Here is a 16,321-nt window from a genome sequence, read left to right as displayed (position 1 = left end):
GAGAATGTCATGGCAAGAATCGTAGTGTTAGGTGCAGGCATCGGCGGCGTGCCGATGGCTTACGAAATGAAGGAAACGGTGGGCAAGCAACATGAAGTGGTGGTGATATCCGATTCGCCGACCTTCCACTTCGTACCCTCCAATCCCTGGGTGCCGCCGAAATGGCGCAAACCGGAAGATTTGAAAATCGAATTGGCGCCGGTGATGGCAAAAAAAGGCATCACCTTCATCCAAAAGGCCGCTACCAAAGTCGATCCGCTAAACAACAAAGTCGAGCTGGCCGACGGCAGTGCGGTCGAATACGACTATCTGGTCATCGCTACCGGTCCGCGTCTGGCCTTCGATGAAGTGCCCGGTTTGGGGCCGCATGGCGGACATACTTCATCGGTGTGCCATGTCGACCACGCGGCGTTGGCCGCCGAAGACTGGGACCGCTTCATGGCCGATCCCGGCCCCATCGTGATCGGGGCGGTGCAAGGTGCTTCCTGCTTCGGTCCCGCCTACGAATACATGATGATCATCGAAACCGAGTTACGCAAACGCAAGATCCGCGACAAGGTGCCGATGACCTTCGTCACTTCGGAACCTTACATCGGTCACTTGGGCCTGGGCGGCGTTGGCGACACCAAAGGCTTGTTGGAAAGCGCGTTACGCGACAAGACCATCAAATGGATCACCAACGCCAAGGTGGACAAGATCGAAGCCGGCATGATGTATGTCACCGAAGTCGACGAAGATGGCAACGAAAAGAAGAAGCACGAACTGCCGTTCAAGCATTCGATGATGCTGCCGGCGTTCACCGGCGTCGATGCGGTGCGGCATTGCGGCGCGGAAGGTCTGACCAATCCGCGCGGTTTCGTCATCGTCGACGAACACCAGCGTAACCCGACCTATAAAAACATTTATTCGGTCGGCGTCTGCGTAGCCTTGCCGCCGGTGGAAAAAACCCCGGTGCCGACCGGTACCCCGAAAACCGGTTATATGATCGAATCGATGGTGACGGCAACGGCCCATAACATCCGCGACGAACTGGACGGCAAACAACCGACCGACAAGCCCAGTTTGAGCGCGCTATGTCTGGCCGATCTCGGCGATACCGGCGTGGCGTTTTTGGCCGTACCGCAAATTCCGCCCCGCAACACGACTTGGTCGAATCACGGCAAATGGGTGCATCTAGCCAAAATTGCCTTCGAAAAATACTTCATGCGCAAGATTAGAAAAGGCATCAGCGAGCCGTTCTACGAGCGGATGATGCTGAAATTCATGGGCGTCGTCCGCCTGAAATAGGCGGTGCTTATGTCTATCGATCGGATGGTGATGGCGTTTGCCGGCTCGTTTATTCTGGCCAGTCTGGCTTTGGCGCATTGGCATTCGCCGAATTGGTTGTGGTTTACCGCCTTCGTTGGCGCCAATTTGGTGCAGGCGTCATTTACCGGATTTTGCCCGTTGGCGATTATCCTGAAAAAGCTCGGCGTCAAATCCGGCTGCGCATTTTAGTTTGTTCCCTCTAGCCTAACCGCCGCTGGATTGGCGGTTAGGTCTTTTTCGCCTCAGATCCGACCGGAAAAAATCCGGTGGCCGCACTCTTGAAGTTTTCTTCATCGCCCCTAATTTGTCGGTGTCCGGGCCGGACGGCTCGGTTACAACCAATGTTTTCAAAGCTTATTTGAATTGGGGAGAAAGAATCATGAGAGTCGAATATACGCCGATTTACCGTCCCAACCTGGGTTTGGGCCAATGGGCCGCAATGCTGGACGGGATTTTACAAAGCGACCGGCCGAATCACGAATATCCGGCCTTCGATATCGAAGTGGTCGGCGACAACCAGTTTGCGATCAGTTTGGCGGTACCGGGTTTCAGTCCGGACCAGTTATCGATCGAAACCGAAAACAAGGTGTTGACCGTCAAAGGCGAGAAACCGCAAGACGCCGAAAAACGGCGCTTCCTGCACCAAGGCATTTTTAGTCGCAATTTCGAACGCCGCTTCAACCTGGCCGAACACACCGAAGTCAACGGTGCCCATTACCGCGACGGGTTGCTGACCGTCAGGCTGGTGAAACGGATTCCGGAGGCAATGAAACCGAGGCGCATCGAGATCGATAACGTCGGCCAAGTGTTGAGTCCGGCGCAAGCGACATTGCCCATCGCATGAAACTGATCGCCAGTCGATGACGGTTTGAGCCCCGCTGTCAGCCAACGCCGGTGGCGGGGCTCTCGCCAATTTCCCTCTTTACAACCTTTCCCTTCAGCATTCGGGCGATCAGCCGGAAAACCCTGACTGCTTGCCCGGATCTCAGTCGATGCTCCGGCATCGTCAAGTCTGATTGATAGCCCCCTAGGTTGCTCGCCACGTCCGGGTTATTCCTTTCCCCTGCCGGCCGGTCTGGCGTCGGTTGCGCCGGGCTTTGTTTGGTCGCAATCGTCGATTGTCGGGTTTGCTACAAAAAAAATCGGGCCAAGACCTTGAAAATCATTGTCTTAGCACTTGGCACAACGGTTGCAGTAGATAGTACAAAAAACTTGGGGTTGTGCCATGAAATCGACCAAAGACATTGCCGAAATGCTGGACGAACCGGCATGCGAGCATAACAAGAAGGAAAAATCCGGCTGCGCCAAACCCAAACCCGGCTCCGCCGCCGGCGGCTGCGCCTTCGACGGCGCCCAAATCGCCTTGTTACCGATTGCCGACGTCGCCCATATCGTGCACGGCCCGATCGCCTGTGCCGGCAGTTCCTGGGACAACCGCGGCACCCGTTCGTCCGGCCCGGACCTGTACCGGATCGGCATGACTACCGACTTGACCGAGCAGGACATCGTCATGGGCCGCTCGGAAAAGCGCCTGTTCCACGCCATCAAGCAAGCGGTGGAAACCTTTAACCCGCCGGCGGTATTCATCTACAACACCTGCGTGCCGGCCCTGGTCGGCGACGACATCAATGCCACCTGCAAAGAAGCCACCGAGCGCTGGGGTGTGCCGGTCGTGCCGATCGACGCGGCCGGCTTTTACGGTACCAAAAACCTGGGCAACCGCATCGCCGCCGATGCGATGATCAAATACGTGGTCGGCACCCGCGACCCCGATCCGTTGCCGCCGGCCGCAATCGAAGCGGAGAAAGCCGGCATCAAAATCCACGACGTGAATTTGGTCGGCGAATACAACATCGCCGGCGAATTCTGGCACGTATTGCCGCTGCTGGACGAAATGGGCTTGCGCGTGTTGTGCACCTTGTCCGGCGACGCCCGCTTCCGCGAAGTGCAAACCATGCACAAGGCCGAAGTCAATATGATGGTTTGCTCCAAAGCCATGATCAACGTGGCGCGCAAACTGGAGCAGCAATACCGGATACCCTGGTTCGAAGGCAGTTTCTACGGCATTACCGATACCAGTCAGGCCCTGCGCGATTTCGCCCGTGTCATTAACGATCCGGATTTGACCGCCCGTACCGAAGCCATCATCGCCCGCGAGGAAAATCGGATCCGCGAAGCGTTGGCACCGTGGCGCGAACGCCTGAAAGGCAAACGGGTGCTGCTGTTTACCGGCGGCGTCAAGAGCTGGTCGGTGATTTCGGCGCTGCAGGATTTGGGTATGGTCGTGGTCGCCACCGGCACCAAGAAATCCACCGAAGAAGACAAAGCCCGGATTCGCGAATTGATGGGCGAAGACACCTTGATGATCGAAGACGGTAGCCCGAAAGCCTTGCTGAAAGTCGTGCACGACTACAAGGCCGACATTCTGATCGCCGGCGGCCGCAATATGTACACCGCCTTGAAAGCGCGGATTCCGTTCCTGGACATTAACCAGGAGCGCGAATTCGGTTACGAAGGTTACCAAGGCATGCTGGAACTGGTCCGGCAATTGGCGCTGACGCTGGAAAGCCCGGTCTGGGAAGCGGTCAGGGCGCCGGTGCCATGGAAAGCAGCGGCCAAGGTTGCCAAAGCCGCCGAACAGGCGGTGTTGTTCGCTGAGCCCGTCGCCGCTTAACCGGGGTATTTCGCCATGGCCGAAATTTTAAAACGCAACAAAGCCCTGTCGGTCAGTCCGCTGAAAGCCAGCCAACCCACCGGCGGCTCGTTGGCTTGCCTGGGTTTCGACCGGGCCATCCCGATGCTGCACGGCTCGCAAGGCTGCACCGCGTTTGCCAAGGTGTTTTTCGTGCGCCATTTCCGCGAACCGATTCCGTTGCAAACCACAGCGATGGACCAGGCCAGTTCGGTGCTGGGCGCCGATGAGAACGTGATCGAAGGCATCCGGGTCATCGCCGAAAAATCCAACCCGGCCTTGATCGCGGTATTGACCACCGGTTTGGCCGAAACCCAGGGTTGCGATGTACAGCGTAACCTGCGCGAATTTCGCGCCAAATATCCCGAATACGACCATGTCGCGGTCGTGGTGGTCAACACGCCCGATTTTACCGGTTGCGTCGAGACCGGCTATGCCGCGACGCTGACCGAAATCGTACGCAGCTTGGTGCCGGATGCCGAGCAGGCCGGCACCAAGCCCGGAACCCGCCAGCGCCAGGTCAACGTCCTGGCTAGCCCGATGCTGACGCCGGGCGATTTGGAAGCCTTGCGCGACTTGATCGAGCAATTCAATTTACGGCCGGTTTTGGTGCCGGACATTTCCGATTCGCTGGACGGCAGTTTGACCGACGACGATTTTTCGCCGGTGACGATAGGCGGTACCCCGGTGTCGGAACTGAAAACGCTGGGCGAAGCCCGCGCCACGCTGGTGATCGGCGCGTCGCTGCGCAAAGCCGGCGAACTGTTGCAGGAAAAAACCGGCGTTCCCAGCCATTTCTTCGACCATCTCTACGGGCTGCAAGCCAACGATGCCTTGATTTGCGCGTTGGCCGACATCAGCGAAATGCCGGTACCGGGCAAGGTCGAACGGCAGCGGGCGCAGTTGCAGGATGCAATGCTGGATACCCATTTCATGCTCGGCCAATTGCGGGTGGCGATTGCCGGCGATCCGGATCAACTGAACGCGTTGGCGCATCTGGTCACCGGCATGGGCGCCGAAGTGGTTGCGGCGGTCGCGGCCGGCAACGCGCCGGTGCTGGCGACCACGCCGGTTGCCAGCGTCAAGATCGGCGACCTCGAAGATTTGGAAAACCTGGCCCGCGCCGGCAAGGCGCAATTGTTGATCGGTAACTCGCATGCCGTCGCCAGTGCCGAGCGCTTGGGCATTCCGATTCTGCGGGTCGGCTTTCCGTTGTACGACATCATCGGCGGCTACCAGAAAACCTGGATCGGCTACCGCGGCTCTCGCCAAACCCTGTTCGATCTGGCCAATCTGGTGATCAATTTCGCCCACGAGGACATCGAACCGTACTACTCGCCGTACGCGCAGAAGCCGGAAAACGAACGCCAAGCCTGCTCGCCGTCATGTCATTAGCACGCCGCATGCAGGTATTGCATGCCCCAGACCAGAGGATGCCTATGGAAACCGCCATTAAAGTCGCTTTCGCCACCACCGACATGGTTCACGTCAACCAGCATTTCGGTTCCGCCAGATCGTTTGCGGTCTATGCCGTGGACCCGGAGCAGTCGGAAATGCTGGAAGCGGCCCAGTTCGGCGAACTGGCGCAGGATGGTAACGAAGACAAATTGTCGGTGAAGATTCAATTGCTGGAGGGTTGCGCGGCGGTTTACTGCCAGGCCATCGGCGCCTCGGCGATCAAGCAGATCGTGGCCCAAGGCATCCAGCCGATCAAGGTTCAGGAAGGCGCCACCATCAAGGATTTGATCGGCGACTTGCAACACGAAATAAAAGCCGGCCCGTCGACTTGGCTAGCCAAGGCCATCAACCAGCATAAAGGGCCGAATCCCGACCGGTTTAATGCGATGGAGGATGAGGGGTGGGATGAATAGTGCTGATGTTTAGCGTGGGCACGGGTTTTGTGCCCTCCCCGAAAACAGGTTTTGTGTCGCTATCGCGACGGATGAGTTAGAAGTCGGGTCTCGGCCCGACAGCCGAGATACTTTTCTTTGCTTGTCCAAAGAAAAGTATCCAAAAGAAAAGACACCCGGACGCCGCTTTTTTCCTGCGCTCCGCGACGTTTATCGAGGGTCGGCAGAAGGGGCTTCCCAGCCCCTCCGCCGCCGCGCCGCATCCTTGCGGCGCCCCTTCGGGCTGATCTCGATAAACGCCACGGATGCTCGGCGCGGCATACGGGGAACGGCTTGGCGATAGTAGAAGCCGTTGAAAGATTTGATACTTAAATATAGGAGAACCATCATGTCCCAACCCGCACTTGTCGTCGAAGCCGGCGATCCCTTGATGACTTCCGACATCGTCGTCGAAATGCTGAAGCAGCTTCGGGCGATGGATACCTACGATACCTACGAAGGCTGGTCGGAAGAGAAAATCATCGATCCGTTGATCATGACCAAGGAACGTAAACGTGAGATTCCGATCGTCGGCGATCCGGACGAAATCACGTTGGCCCGGGTCAAGGCCTACTACAACGCGATTGCCTCGCTGGCGGAAAAACGCACCGGCTTGATGGCGGTGCCGGTGATCAACATCACCCACGAAGGTTTCGGCCGGGCGCTGGTGCTGGTCGGCAAATTGATCGCGGTCGATAAAGTCTTGCGCGACGTGCACCGTTTCGGTTTCGGCAGTTTGGAAGAATTGAACGAGAAGACCGAGAAGATTCTGGAAAAGGCCGTCAGCTTGATCGAGCAATACAAAGAAGTGGCCGAAGCTTGAGGTGAATTATGAGTGACGAAGATATTAAAGCCTTGGAAAAAGAAGTGAAGAAAAACAAACGCCTGGCCAACGAGGCGGCGTCGGTACTGCACGACTTGATCGAAGACCGGTTGCCCGATGCCTACGGCGAACTGATGGGCGTGGCGCAAGCCACCTACGATGCCTGCAAGGCCTGGGACGACGCCAACAAGAAATTCTTGGCGGCCAGCGCCACTTCAGCCTAGGAGGAACGATGAGCGAATTTGTAACCGGCGTGACCTTCGGCGGTACGGTTTGGACGCCGTCCTACGTCACCGATATCAATCAGCGTGCCTGCATCGGCTGCGGCCGTTGTTTCAAAGTCTGCCCGCGCGACGTGTTCGATCTGGTCGAGAAAGACGAGGTGTTGGCCGATGCGGCTGACGACGACTACGAAGATTTCGAGGACGACGACAACAGTATGGTGATGAGCCTGAAAAACGCCGCCGACTGTATCGGTTGCGAGGCCTGCTCCAAGGTTTGTCCTAAGGATTGTTTTACGCACGAGCATAAGGTTGCGGCTTGATTTTTATTTCGTAGCTCCGTCGGATGAGTAGGGTGGGCACGGTTTTTGTGCCCACGCGGTGACTCGTCGTTCGGCGCGGCATACGGGAAATTCCGTCCCAGTGTAGTTGGTCGGAGTGCCAGTAGATATTTTTGAAAACCGCTCATATTGGGGATGGTTTTACTCCCGTATTTCGACCCCGAGCATCGCAGTTTTTTGCTGGATTCGCCCGAAGGGGAGCGGCAGGGATGCCGCTCGTTGGCGAAGGGGCAGGAAGCCCCTTTCGCCAACCCCTGCAAAAAATGAGAAGCGCAGGATAAGGGCGAAATCCGGGTGTCGTTTCTTTTGGATACTTTTCTTTGGACAAGCAAAGAAAAGTATCTCGGTTGTCGGTCCGAGAACCGACACTCAAATCCACGTCGCGATAGCGACACCAATTTTTTTATCTTAAAAAAGGAAAGCTATCATGCCACGCCCCGAAAAACACGTATTCGTCTGTACTCAAGCCCGTCCGCAAGGCCATCCGCGCGGGTCCTGCTCGGCCAGCGGTTGCGCCGAGGTGATGAACGAATTCATGAACCAGATCCAGGCCCGGAATCTGTTCGAGAAAATCGGTCTGACCAACACCGGTTGCATGGGGCCGTGCATGCTCGGCCCGAGCGTGCTGGTCTATCCGGAAGGCGTCATGTACGGCAAAGTCACCAAAGACGACGTCAAGACCATCATCGACCAGCATTTGTTGGGCGGTGCACCGGTCGAGGCGCTGCAAGTGCCGGCCGAGGTCTGGTAAGCCATGACCGGAGTGGCGTTTCTGGAAGAGCGGGTGCTATTTAGCCCGGATGTGCCCGAGGCGGTGAACAAGCTGCTGCAAATGGCCGTGGCGGCCAGCCATGCCGATAAACCGCTGGCGGAAAAGTACTTCCAGCAGGCGCAACAGCTCGATCCGGCCTGTCTGCAGACCTATTTCGCGCTGTACAAATTTTATTTCTACCAGGGCCGGCTGGCCGAGGCCGAGCGCGAAGCTTTGGCGGCGCTGGCGGAATCGGCGCGCCAAGGCGGGTTTCCGGCCGATTACCGGCAATTGGCGGCCGAAGCCGGGCAGTGGGATATGTATGCCAGCGACGTCTGCCTGTTTTACCTGTACAGTTTGAAAGCGCTGGGCTTCATCCGCCTGCGCCGGCAATTGGAGGAGGAGGCGCGGCTGGTGCTGGCGGTGCTGCGGCAACTGGACCCGCTGGACCGTTCCGGCGGCTCGGTGATCATGCATTTGGCTGAGGCCTTGGCGGAGGATGCGGCATGAGCGAAGAATTGCAGCAACAAGTCGAAGCCAAACGCAGCTTCGGTAAGGCGGTATGCCAGCGCATGACCGAGAACATCGTCAAACTGGGTTTTCCGCTGCAGACCGATCTGAGTTTGCCGGATTTCGACGCCGCGGTGTTCAGTCTGGTCACCGATCCGTTCACCCAAAGCCGGGATTTGGTGGGTTATTGGTATAACGCCGGCAAACAGCGCATCGGCCAGATCAAATTCCACGGCGACGGCAGTTTTTACGCCGAATACGACGTGGTAAAGCCGCACCCGACCAAGAAGCTCTGGTTCGTCGAGGCCATCAACGCCTGGGGTCGGCAGGACAACATCAAAACCGAAGCAAAATTGTTGGAAACTCCGCAATAAGGAGGCGCTATGGCTAATCCCAAACGCTTGTACGAATTGCTGTTGGACTATTGCAGCAGCGATGCTGTGGTGGACAATTTGATGATCGGCCTGGTCTGGACCATATGCCAAAGTCAGGGCAAGGCCACGGCCGGTCTGGCGATGAGCCCCGGCCTCGCCACGCGCACCTTGACCTGGTCGGGGACCTTGGTCGGCAAGCCGGTTACCGATTTGGCGGCCTGGATTACCGAATGGGACCCGTTCAAGGCCACCGTGGCGATGGCGGCGATCAACAGTTGCATCAACGCCCGGCCGCTGCCGGAATCGGTGGCGCTGGATTGCCACGGCGAACACGCCAATCTGGCGGTGTTCGATTATTTTCTGCCGCAGCTGCAGGGGAAGCACGTGGTCGTGATCGGCCGCTATCCCGGCATCGAACGCTACCAGGACAAAATGTTGCTGACGGTGCTGGAGCGGCAGCCGACGGCGTCCGATCTGCCGGACTCGGCGTGCGAGTTCTTGCTGCCGCAGGCCGACTGGGTGTTTTTGACCGGCAGCAGCATCACCAACAAGACCTTCCCGCGCCTGACCGAACTGGCCGCCCATGCCACCACGGTTTTGATGGGGCCGACCGTGCCCTGGTTGCCGCAATTGCACGAGTTCGGCATCGATTATCTGGCCGGCGTCGAAGTCGTCGATCCGCAAGCGCTGTACCACACCGCGGCTCAGGGCGGCGGGGTAAGGATTTTCCATAACGGCTTGCGCTACCGGATTGCCGAGCTGGCGCCGCAACGCAGCATCAGTTGGCTGAAGCAGCAAATCGCCGATTGTTTTGCCGAAAAGTCGCAACTGACCACGGCGATGCAGCAATGGTACGACGCCGGCAACAAAGCCCGATTTCCGCAGTATTCGCTGCTCGACCAATTGAACGGTCGTTTGTCGCGCTTGGATACCAGTTTTAAATCGTTATGGGACAACTATGCCGCCGGATAACGTATGAGCTTGGCTGTACCAGAACACTTCGAGCGGCACCGATTGCTGTTGTTATACAAGGGCGACATCAGCGCTTTGACTTTATTCGCCCAGCAAGCCAACGGCAGCGTCTGTTTTCCGCAACCGTTGCCGGCGCTATCGTCCGCGCTGGACCAGGACAGCGGCGAAGCGGCCGGTTTGACCGTGCATCCGGCGACGCTGGTCAATGCTATCAATAAGCTGATGGGCTTCGAGGCCGATTTGTTGCAGGCCGAAGCCGGCTACAAGCAGTCGGTCGACACCCCCTGCGGCATCGTCACCGTCTACATCGCCCGCTTTAAACTGCTCGATCCGCCGCACCGGTTGATGCAAAGCCTGGATTGCCGGATGCGCACCTTACCCGAACTGCGCGGCCGGCCGCCGGCCGAGATGGAATTGCTGCGCCGCGCCTACGAAACGATGATGGAGGGTTAGCGTGTTCGATTACATGGATTTTGGCCTGGATTCCGGCGAGGATAGCGGCGCATCGTTTTCGACCAACACCGGCCCGTATATTCCGGAGGCGCAGGACTGCATGCGCTGCGGCATGTGCGTGACCGGCTGCCCGACCTACCGTTTGACCCAAACCGACGCCGAAACCCCGCGCCAGCGGATTCGCAGCATCGAAAAAGTGTTGCGCGACGAAGCGCTCAGCGCCGACGAACGTACCCATCTGGATAACTGCCTGCAATGCCGGGCCTGCGAGACCGTGTGTCCGAGCCGGATGAAATACGGCGAACTGTTCGACCTGGCGCGGCACAAACTGACGCAATTGCAGCCGCCGTCCTGGCTTGCCGTATTGGCGCTGCGTCTGATCGAACACAAAAACTGGCGGCGCAGTTTGTTGCCGTTGCTTACCCTGTATTTGCGTTCGGGCCTGCAAAAGCCGTTGCGGGCGAGCGGCCTGTTGCAAAAACTGAATCTGGCGGCCGCCGAGCGCCTAGTCTGCGAGCCGGCGCTCGGCGGTTTAGCCGGAGTTTTTCCTGTGAGTAAACGCGCCCGCCAACGCGGCCGCGTCGCCTTGTTTACCGGTTGTCTGGCCGAACATTTCGACCGCGCCACGCTGCGGGCGGCGATCAAATTATTGAATGCGGTCGGCTACGAGGTGGTGGTGCCGGAAGGCCAGGGCTGCTGCGGCGCGATCCACCAGCATAACGGCCGTTCCGCCGAAACGTTGGTAGAAAACAATATCGCCGCGTTTTACGAGCTTGAAGTCGAGGCGGTGGTGTATCTGGCCAGCGGTTGCGGGGCGATGCTAACCGAATACCAAGGTGCAGATAGCGAAACCTCCGGCTGGTTCAGCCGCAGTTTGCGCGACATCAACGAGTTTTTGCTGGAACATTGGCCGGACCAGCTGCAGCCGGCGGCATCCAACCTGAATATCGCGGTGCACGAACCGTGCAGCCAGCGTAACGTCTTGAAAAACGCCAAGGCGGTTTATGCCTTGTTGGCGAAAATCCCCGGCGTGAATATCGAAGCCTTGCCGGACAACCACACCTGCTGCGGTGCCGGCGGCAGTTACATGTTGAGCCATCCGGAAAATGCCGGGCAGTTGAAAACGCTGAAGCGCCAGGCCATCGCCGGTTGCGGCGCCGATATCGCCGTCAGCACCAATTTCGGCTGCGCGTTTTTTCTGAACGCCGAGCGCGGCGAAACCGACCGCAAACTGATGCATCCGATTCGGCTGCTGGCCGACCGGATCTGAGCAACCGCGGCCGCGCCTGCCCGGCCGCAGGCGTCGAGCCTGACTATCCCCGGCGATTTGTGTAAAATCGCGCCACTTTTTCATTTCGATAGCGCAGGCAGCAGCATGACTAAATCCATCGTTCTTACCGGCATCACCACCACCGGCACGCCGCATTTGGGCAATTACGCCGGGGCCATCCGGCCGGCGATCAAGGCCAGCAAAGACGAACAGGTCCGGCCGTTTTATTTCCTGGCCGATTACCATGCGCTGATCAAATGCAACGAGCCGGCCCGGGTCAAGCAATCCAGCCTGGAAATCGCCGCCACCTGGCTGGCGCTGGGGCTGGATACCTCGAATGCGGTGTTTTACCGCCAGTCCGACGTGCCGGAAATTCTGGAACTGACCTGGATGCTGACCTGCGTCACCGCCAAGGGCTTGATGAACCGGGCTCACGCTTACAAAGCCGCCGTGGCCGAGAACGAGGAAGCCGAAGGCGCCGATCCGGACAAGGGCATCACGATGGGCCTGTTCAGCTATCCGATTCTGATGGCCGCCGATATTTTGATGTTCAATGCCAACAAGGTGCCGGTCGGCAAGGACCAAATCCAGCATATCGAAATGGCCCGCGACATCGCCGCCCGCTTCAACCATATCTACGGCGAACATTTCGCGTTGCCGGAAGCGGTGCTGGAAGAAAACGCCGCGACCTTGCTGGGCCTGGACGGCCGCAAAATGAGCAAGAGTTACAACAATACGATTCCGTTGTTCGAGCCGGAAAAGAAACTGCGCAAATTGATCAACAAGATCAAAACCAACTCGCTGGAACCGGGCGAACCGAAAGATCCGGAAGGCTGCACGCTGTTCGGTATTTACCAGGCCTTTGCCAACCACCACGAAGTGGACTCGATTCGCCAGCGTTATGCCGAAGGCATCGGCTGGGGCGAGATGAAGCAGGTATTGTTCGAGAAAATCAACGACGAAATCGCCCCGGCCCGCGAGCGTTACGAAGCCTTGATCGCGGCGCCGGAACATATCGAACAGCAATTGCAGGAAGGCGCCGAAAAAGCCCGCGCCATCAGCCGGCCGTTCATTCAGCAATTGCGCGCAGCGGTCGGCATTTCCGGCTTGGCCGGCTAGGCAGCTTTGCCCGGCGGTTTGCGGTTTAACCCGGCGCAACCGGCCTAGGCGAGGATAGCCGCCATGCTGGTTTACGCGCTGCAGTCGCTGTTGTTGCCGCCGGTTTTACTGCTGGTTTTGGCGCTGGTCGGGGTCTTGGCCGGCAAACGCAAATGGGGGCGGAGCATGGCGCTGACGAGTTTGGTTTTGCTGTGGTTGCTGAGTCTGCCCATCGTCGTCAACCGTTTGGCGCAGTGGTGGGAGCGGGTGCCGCCGCTGCCGGCCAATGCTGCCGCAACCTTCAAACCCGGCGCACTAGTCGTCATCGGCGGCGGCCTGCAATTCGACACGCCGGAATATCCCGGCCAAATCACCTTACATCCGCGCAATCTGCTGCGTCTGCGCTATGCCGCCAAACTGGCCTGGGAACTGGGCTTGCCGGTATTGGTCTCCGGCGGCGGCGCGCTGGCGGCGGACGATGTGGCCGAAGCCGACCTGATGGCGGCGATATTGGACCGGGAATTCAAAACCCCGGTGGCCTGGCAGGAGCGGGACAGCCGCAACACCGCCGAAAACGCCCGCTTCAGCCGGGACTTGCTGAGCCAATACGGCATAAACGACATCGTGCTGGTAACGCAGGCCTACCACATGCCGCGGGCGTTGATGGCGTTTCGTCAAGCCGGCTTCAATGTTTTGCCGGCGCCGACCGCCTTCATCGGCCGCAACGGCGACCCGCGTTTCGCGGACTGGCTACCGTCGCCGTCGGCCTGGGCCAACCTTTTCCTGCTGGCGCATGAAGCGGTCGGGATGGTGTGGTATCGGATTCGGTATTGATAGGAGGGCATGGCGGAAATGATGGGCGGGAATAGCGATTCAAAGCGGCCTCGGCTTTTCCTGTTTTTTCGTTCCCACGCTTCTGCATGGGAATGCATACCGGCCTGTTAATACGGTATGGGTTCCCACGGGGGACCGTGGGAACCAGGATAGTCTTTAACGGCTAGCGATTAGCTTGGCGGCAGAACGGTAGCGGAGTCTGCTGGTGCGTTTTGTTGGGCATTTTGGATGTCGTAGATAATGGTATCCGCACTGAAATCCTGTTCATTCGGCCAGGCAATACCATGATGTCGCGGGTGAACCAAGCGAAAATATGATTCGTTCAAAAGCTCTTTGAATGCACTCCCTCCCAGGTAGGGCTTGACATCAAAAATGCCGGAAATACCGCTAGTTGTCTGAATCTCAATCCGATAATTATCGAGAGGAATGGCTTTTACGATCTTATCCATCGAATACTCTATTTTTCGTTCCCACGCTTCTGAGTACGCGCAGGGCATAAATGGGAATGCATACCAGCCTAAATGCAGTATGAGTTTCCACGGGGGACTGTGGGAACCAGGAAACTACTTTGCGTTATCGGAATATTACCGGCCAATCCCTGAACTGGATGAGTGGCTACGGCGGCGCATGCGCTGCTGCTACTGGAAACAGTGGCGGTGGCCGCGCACCAAGATTAGCCATCTGGTCAGTCTGGGCGCCAACCTAAAAGAACCGATTAAAACCGGCGTGAGCTCGAAAGGGCCTTACGCCATGTCGCGGACGCCGATTACGCAAATGGCGATGAACAACGAGTGGTTAAAAGCGCAGGGCTTGGTATCGATCAAAGACCAGTGGGTACGTTTTCATTACCCTGTTTCAACCGCCTAGTGCGGACCCGCATGCTAGGTGGTGTGGGGAGGGTGAGAGAGAAACTCGCTCTTACCCGATTAGGGCTCACTCTGTAAAGACCCTGGGTACCTGTGGTGCGCCACACCATTCCGCTACCGAATTGTATTTTTTAGCTAAGCTTTTAAGCGTGTCCATTCCGCCGACTATACTTTCTAGAAATTGATTCGTTTTAGTTCCAGTCTCGTTAGCATCACAAATAAATTTCTTAAGTTTCCGCAGTCCAGAAGATGATTTAACATCTTCGGTATTAGCACTTTTATCTAAATTTTCTACCGATTCGTACAAGTCATTTAATCGAAGGGACACATCAGAGTCTGCACTAGCCTCTTCAAGCAAAAATTGGATATCTTCAAGTGCTTCTCCAAGACCGCATACAACGCTTATAGCTGAGGATTGGTTAGACAAAACGTTGATATTTGGAGCCACCGTTAAATTAAGGGTTGGGGTGCTTTTGACGGTCAGAGAACTAGAAAACAACTGCTTCAGATCAGCTATGTCTTGGCGCTGGTACTCTATTATGTCTCTTTGGCTTTCAATTCTGCTCTCGGCTATCCTAAGTTCATTTTTCAACTCAAGTATTTTTGCTCTACTGTCAAACAGTGTCTCTGGAGGCATTTTACCGGTAACAACTAATTCATATTCCTCCAGAGCTTTTTCAATAGTTTCCCTGCTTCCATCCTCGGCTTCCACAATCATTCTAACGATTGAGCCGTCTTGTTCGATTTTGATCTTTGCGTTTTCTTCTGGATATTTCTCTCTAAGCACTTCACCGAAGTAATTAAGTATACCGAGTCCCGCCTGTCGGAATTCAGGAGGGAACTCAATGGACCTACGTAAAATTACTTTTTCTCCATGCAATTTACTCTCTGCCTGCAGCTCGCTCCACCTAATATCACTTTTTTGATTTGATATTCCTAGCAAGATAAATGGGTGAGAGTGAGACAAAGGGGATAGCTCCTGAAGCTCGCTAACAATTCTTTCGAACTCTTCTCTTATTCCAATCCCTCTGTTATCAAAAAAGTCTTGATACAGCTGCTTAACAGGCATTAGCATTATAGGAAGATCAACCAACCCGTTTTTATAAGCAATAGGAGTAGATGTATAGAGCCACCTATTTAAATGATCTCTGTGAGTTGCGATCGTACAAGATACTCGACCATTTATGAAACCAAGCATCCTCATATAAAAACGACGACCCACTCCGCTTTCTATGTGACTTCTAGATTCAATCCAACCTTCTTCCTGAATTAGATCTTCCCACAGATACTTCATTTTCCAGATGGTAACTCCTCCATCTTCGCCTTGAGGTCCATGCCTTGGTTTTGATGCGCCGATATTTTCTTTCGTCAGACCTTCAAGCGATTTTTTAATCTCTAGAAGCCTATCACCGTATTTTTCTTCAAATAAACTTTGATCAATTCCGTATGAAACTATTTCGGTGACAAACATTTGCACTCCTTGGTTGATATTGACGAAACCATAACGTAATGCTAACCGCGCTCCGTTTGAGCGCCATGTTAGGCGCACGGGGCCGCAAAGTTCTTTTTGCTCGCATCAAGGAGCAGCCGAAGCACGCTGTCTGCGAACTCTTTCGTTTCATTTGCTGTATTGAAACTAACGCGATAGACATACTTTTCTGAGTTGCAGCTTATGCTCAAACGGAACCCCTCCAAGGTGATGTCAGGCGCGTTGATGATCACGTCCCTCAATAGATAGGCTTGGTTGTCCTCGTCATTGATGGCAAGCACTTCAAAAGTGCCGTTAATCTTTTGTTCTGCGACGCGATCAAATTGGTACACAAGTTCTCCTTCGCTTGGGAAGCGCCCAACTAGTTATTAAGTGGTTTCCGTATATCACCAAGCTTATGTTTATTTCCACGACAACGGCTTGGTCAGCA

At 56.3% G+C, this 16,321-nt stretch carries 21 protein-coding genes; 18 read left to right on the top strand and 3 right to left on the bottom strand.

The genetic code is table 11. From position 1 onward, the window contains the following. Positions 1–9 precede the first annotated feature (9 nt). The 17 genes from ACH518_RS20455 to ACH518_RS20375 all read left to right on the top strand — a co-directional run bounded on the left by ACH518_RS20455 (position 10) and on the right by ACH518_RS20375 (position 13,536). On the top strand, positions 10–1,287 hold the full coding sequence (locus ACH518_RS20455; protein ID WP_445371435.1) for an NAD(P)/FAD-dependent oxidoreductase: 1,278 nt from the start codon (positions 10–12) through the stop codon (positions 1,285–1,287). A 9-nt stretch (positions 1,288–1,296) separates the two neighbouring features. Continuing rightward, on the top strand, positions 1,297–1,497 hold the full coding sequence (locus ACH518_RS20450) for a YgaP family membrane protein (protein ID WP_278210860.1): 201 nt from the start codon (positions 1,297–1,299) through the stop codon (positions 1,495–1,497). Between the two features lie 190 nt (positions 1,498–1,687). Further along, a complete protein-coding gene (locus ACH518_RS20445) occupies positions 1,688–2,152 on the top strand; it encodes an Hsp20 family protein (RefSeq protein WP_445371434.1) in 465 nt (154 codons plus the stop codon). Between the two features lie 381 nt (positions 2,153–2,533). Then, positions 2,534–3,982, top strand: coding sequence for a nitrogenase iron-molybdenum cofactor biosynthesis protein NifE (nifE, locus tag ACH518_RS20440; protein ID WP_140911747.1), 1,449 nt, complete (start codon positions 2,534–2,536; stop codon positions 3,980–3,982). A 15-nt stretch (positions 3,983–3,997) separates the two neighbouring features. Further along, a complete protein-coding gene (nifN, locus tag ACH518_RS20435; RefSeq protein ID WP_445371433.1) occupies positions 3,998–5,395 on the top strand; it encodes a nitrogenase iron-molybdenum cofactor biosynthesis protein NifN in 1,398 nt (465 codons plus the stop codon). A 44-nt stretch (positions 5,396–5,439) separates the two neighbouring features. Then, positions 5,440–5,871: a nitrogen fixation protein NifX gene (gene nifX, locus ACH518_RS20430; protein WP_445371432.1), complete on the top strand. Its 432-nt coding sequence runs from the start codon at positions 5,440–5,442 to the stop codon at positions 5,869–5,871. Positions 5,872–6,238: 367 nt separating this feature from the next. After that, positions 6,239–6,712, top strand: a complete 474-nt coding sequence (locus ACH518_RS20425) for a NifX-associated nitrogen fixation protein (protein WP_140911751.1) — start codon at positions 6,239–6,241, stop codon at positions 6,710–6,712. Between the two features lie 8 nt (positions 6,713–6,720). Further along, positions 6,721–6,936 carry a CCE_0567 family metalloprotein gene (locus ACH518_RS20420; RefSeq protein WP_278210863.1) on the top strand — a complete coding sequence of 72 codons (216 nt, stop codon included), beginning with the start codon at positions 6,721–6,723 and terminating at the stop codon, positions 6,934–6,936. Between the two features lie 8 nt (positions 6,937–6,944). Further along, positions 6,945–7,256, top strand: a complete 312-nt coding sequence (gene fdxB / locus ACH518_RS20415) for a ferredoxin III, nif-specific (RefSeq protein WP_445371431.1) — start codon at positions 6,945–6,947, stop codon at positions 7,254–7,256. A 445-nt stretch (positions 7,257–7,701) separates the two neighbouring features. Next, positions 7,702–8,025, top strand: a complete 324-nt coding sequence (locus ACH518_RS20410) for a (2Fe-2S) ferredoxin domain-containing protein (RefSeq protein ID WP_140911754.1) — start codon at positions 7,702–7,704, stop codon at positions 8,023–8,025. A 3-nt stretch (positions 8,026–8,028) separates the two neighbouring features. After that, the gene (locus tag ACH518_RS20405) at positions 8,029–8,535 is read left to right on the top strand and encodes a hypothetical protein (protein ID WP_140911755.1); all 507 of its coding nucleotides are present in this window, start codon (positions 8,029–8,031) and stop codon (positions 8,533–8,535) included. Then, positions 8,532–8,909: a hypothetical protein gene (locus tag ACH518_RS20400; RefSeq protein WP_140911756.1), complete on the top strand. Its 378-nt coding sequence runs from the start codon at positions 8,532–8,534 to the stop codon at positions 8,907–8,909. The genes ACH518_RS20405 and ACH518_RS20400 overlap by 4 nt, the downstream gene beginning before the upstream one ends. A gap of 9 nt (positions 8,910–8,918) precedes the next feature. Then, positions 8,919–9,881, top strand: coding sequence for a Rossmann-like domain-containing protein (locus ACH518_RS20395; protein WP_445371430.1), 963 nt, complete (start codon positions 8,919–8,921; stop codon positions 9,879–9,881). Between the two features lie 3 nt (positions 9,882–9,884). Continuing rightward, the gene (locus ACH518_RS20390) at positions 9,885–10,334 is read left to right on the top strand and encodes a hypothetical protein (RefSeq protein WP_445371429.1); all 450 of its coding nucleotides are present in this window, start codon (positions 9,885–9,887) and stop codon (positions 10,332–10,334) included. A gap of 1 nt (position 10,335) precedes the next feature. Then, entirely contained in the window at positions 10,336–11,604 is a 1,269-nt protein-coding gene (locus ACH518_RS20385; RefSeq protein WP_445371428.1) for a (Fe-S)-binding protein, read from the top strand. Between the two features lie 105 nt (positions 11,605–11,709). Continuing rightward, positions 11,710–12,723, top strand: a complete 1,014-nt coding sequence (locus ACH518_RS20380) for a tryptophan--tRNA ligase (protein WP_445371427.1) — start codon at positions 11,710–11,712, stop codon at positions 12,721–12,723. Between the two features lie 63 nt (positions 12,724–12,786). Then, positions 12,787–13,536 (top strand): YdcF family protein, encoded by a 750-nt coding sequence (locus tag ACH518_RS20375; protein WP_445371426.1) that lies wholly within the window; start codon positions 12,787–12,789, stop codon positions 13,534–13,536. 170 nt (positions 13,537–13,706) lie between these two features. On the opposite strand, the gene ACH518_RS20370 is transcribed toward ACH518_RS20375, so the two are convergent. Further along, on the bottom strand, positions 13,707–13,985 hold the full coding sequence (locus tag ACH518_RS20370) for a DUF2442 domain-containing protein (protein WP_445371425.1): 279 nt from the start codon (positions 13,983–13,985) through the stop codon (positions 13,707–13,709). Between ACH518_RS20370 and ACH518_RS20365 the strand changes: the two genes are divergently transcribed. Then, on the top strand, positions 13,963–14,403 hold the full coding sequence (locus ACH518_RS20365; RefSeq protein WP_445371424.1) for a group II intron maturase-specific domain-containing protein: 441 nt from the start codon (positions 13,963–13,965) through the stop codon (positions 14,401–14,403). The two genes, ACH518_RS20370 and ACH518_RS20365, sit on opposite strands and share 23 nt — an antisense overlap. A gap of 66 nt (positions 14,404–14,469) precedes the next feature. Here ACH518_RS20365 and ACH518_RS20360 read toward each other — a convergent pair whose 3' ends face one another. Together ACH518_RS20360 and ACH518_RS20355 are read right to left on the bottom strand one after the other, a co-directional pair. Further along, positions 14,470–15,873, bottom strand: a complete 1,404-nt coding sequence (locus ACH518_RS20360; protein WP_445371423.1) for a hypothetical protein — start codon at positions 15,871–15,873, stop codon at positions 14,470–14,472. 68 nt (positions 15,874–15,941) lie between these two features. Beyond that, positions 15,942–16,223: a hypothetical protein gene (locus tag ACH518_RS20355; RefSeq protein WP_445371422.1), complete on the bottom strand. Its 282-nt coding sequence runs from the start codon at positions 16,221–16,223 to the stop codon at positions 15,942–15,944. Between the last annotated feature and the right edge of the window lie 98 nt (positions 16,224–16,321).

The organism is Methylomonas sp. HW2-6 (genome assembly GCF_052474525.1).
This window is presented reverse-complemented; position numbering and strand designations above follow the sequence as displayed.

What these genes read in the sequence shown, in the direction of transcription:
- ACH518_RS20365 (WP_445371424.1), top strand. Translation starts at nt 13,963, where the DNA reads ATGGCTTTTACGATCTTATCCATCGAATACTCTATTTTTCGTTCCCAC.
- ACH518_RS20360 (WP_445371423.1), bottom strand. Translation starts at nt 15,873, where the DNA reads ATGTTTGTCACCGAAATAGTTTCATACGGAATTGATCAAAGTTTATTT.
- nifE (WP_140911747.1), top strand. Translation starts at nt 2,534, where the DNA reads ATGAAATCGACCAAAGACATTGCCGAAATGCTGGACGAACCGGCATGC.
- ACH518_RS20390 (WP_445371429.1), top strand. Translation starts at nt 9,885, where the DNA reads ATGAGCTTGGCTGTACCAGAACACTTCGAGCGGCACCGATTGCTGTTG.
- ACH518_RS20425 (WP_140911751.1), top strand. Translation starts at nt 6,239, where the DNA reads ATGTCCCAACCCGCACTTGTCGTCGAAGCCGGCGATCCCTTGATGACT.
- nifN (WP_445371433.1), top strand. Translation starts at nt 3,998, where the DNA reads ATGGCCGAAATTTTAAAACGCAACAAAGCCCTGTCGGTCAGTCCGCTG.
- ACH518_RS20395 (WP_445371430.1), top strand. Translation starts at nt 8,919, where the DNA reads ATGGCTAATCCCAAACGCTTGTACGAATTGCTGTTGGACTATTGCAGC.
- ACH518_RS20370 (WP_445371425.1), bottom strand. Translation starts at nt 13,985, where the DNA reads ATGGATAAGATCGTAAAAGCCATTCCTCTCGATAATTATCGGATTGAG.
- ACH518_RS20420 (WP_278210863.1), top strand. Translation starts at nt 6,721, where the DNA reads ATGAGTGACGAAGATATTAAAGCCTTGGAAAAAGAAGTGAAGAAAAAC.
- ACH518_RS20455 (WP_445371435.1), top strand. Translation starts at nt 10, where the DNA reads ATGGCAAGAATCGTAGTGTTAGGTGCAGGCATCGGCGGCGTGCCGATG.
- fdxB (WP_445371431.1), top strand. Translation starts at nt 6,945, where the DNA reads ATGAGCGAATTTGTAACCGGCGTGACCTTCGGCGGTACGGTTTGGACG.
- nifX (WP_445371432.1), top strand. Translation starts at nt 5,440, where the DNA reads ATGGAAACCGCCATTAAAGTCGCTTTCGCCACCACCGACATGGTTCAC.
- ACH518_RS20380 (WP_445371427.1), top strand. Translation starts at nt 11,710, where the DNA reads ATGACTAAATCCATCGTTCTTACCGGCATCACCACCACCGGCACGCCG.
- ACH518_RS20375 (WP_445371426.1), top strand. Translation starts at nt 12,787, where the DNA reads ATGCTGGTTTACGCGCTGCAGTCGCTGTTGTTGCCGCCGGTTTTACTG.
- ACH518_RS20410 (WP_140911754.1), top strand. Translation starts at nt 7,702, where the DNA reads ATGCCACGCCCCGAAAAACACGTATTCGTCTGTACTCAAGCCCGTCCG.
- ACH518_RS20450 (WP_278210860.1), top strand. Translation starts at nt 1,297, where the DNA reads ATGTCTATCGATCGGATGGTGATGGCGTTTGCCGGCTCGTTTATTCTG.
- ACH518_RS20400 (WP_140911756.1), top strand. Translation starts at nt 8,532, where the DNA reads ATGAGCGAAGAATTGCAGCAACAAGTCGAAGCCAAACGCAGCTTCGGT.
- ACH518_RS20405 (WP_140911755.1), top strand. Translation starts at nt 8,029, where the DNA reads ATGACCGGAGTGGCGTTTCTGGAAGAGCGGGTGCTATTTAGCCCGGAT.
- ACH518_RS20445 (WP_445371434.1), top strand. Translation starts at nt 1,688, where the DNA reads ATGAGAGTCGAATATACGCCGATTTACCGTCCCAACCTGGGTTTGGGC.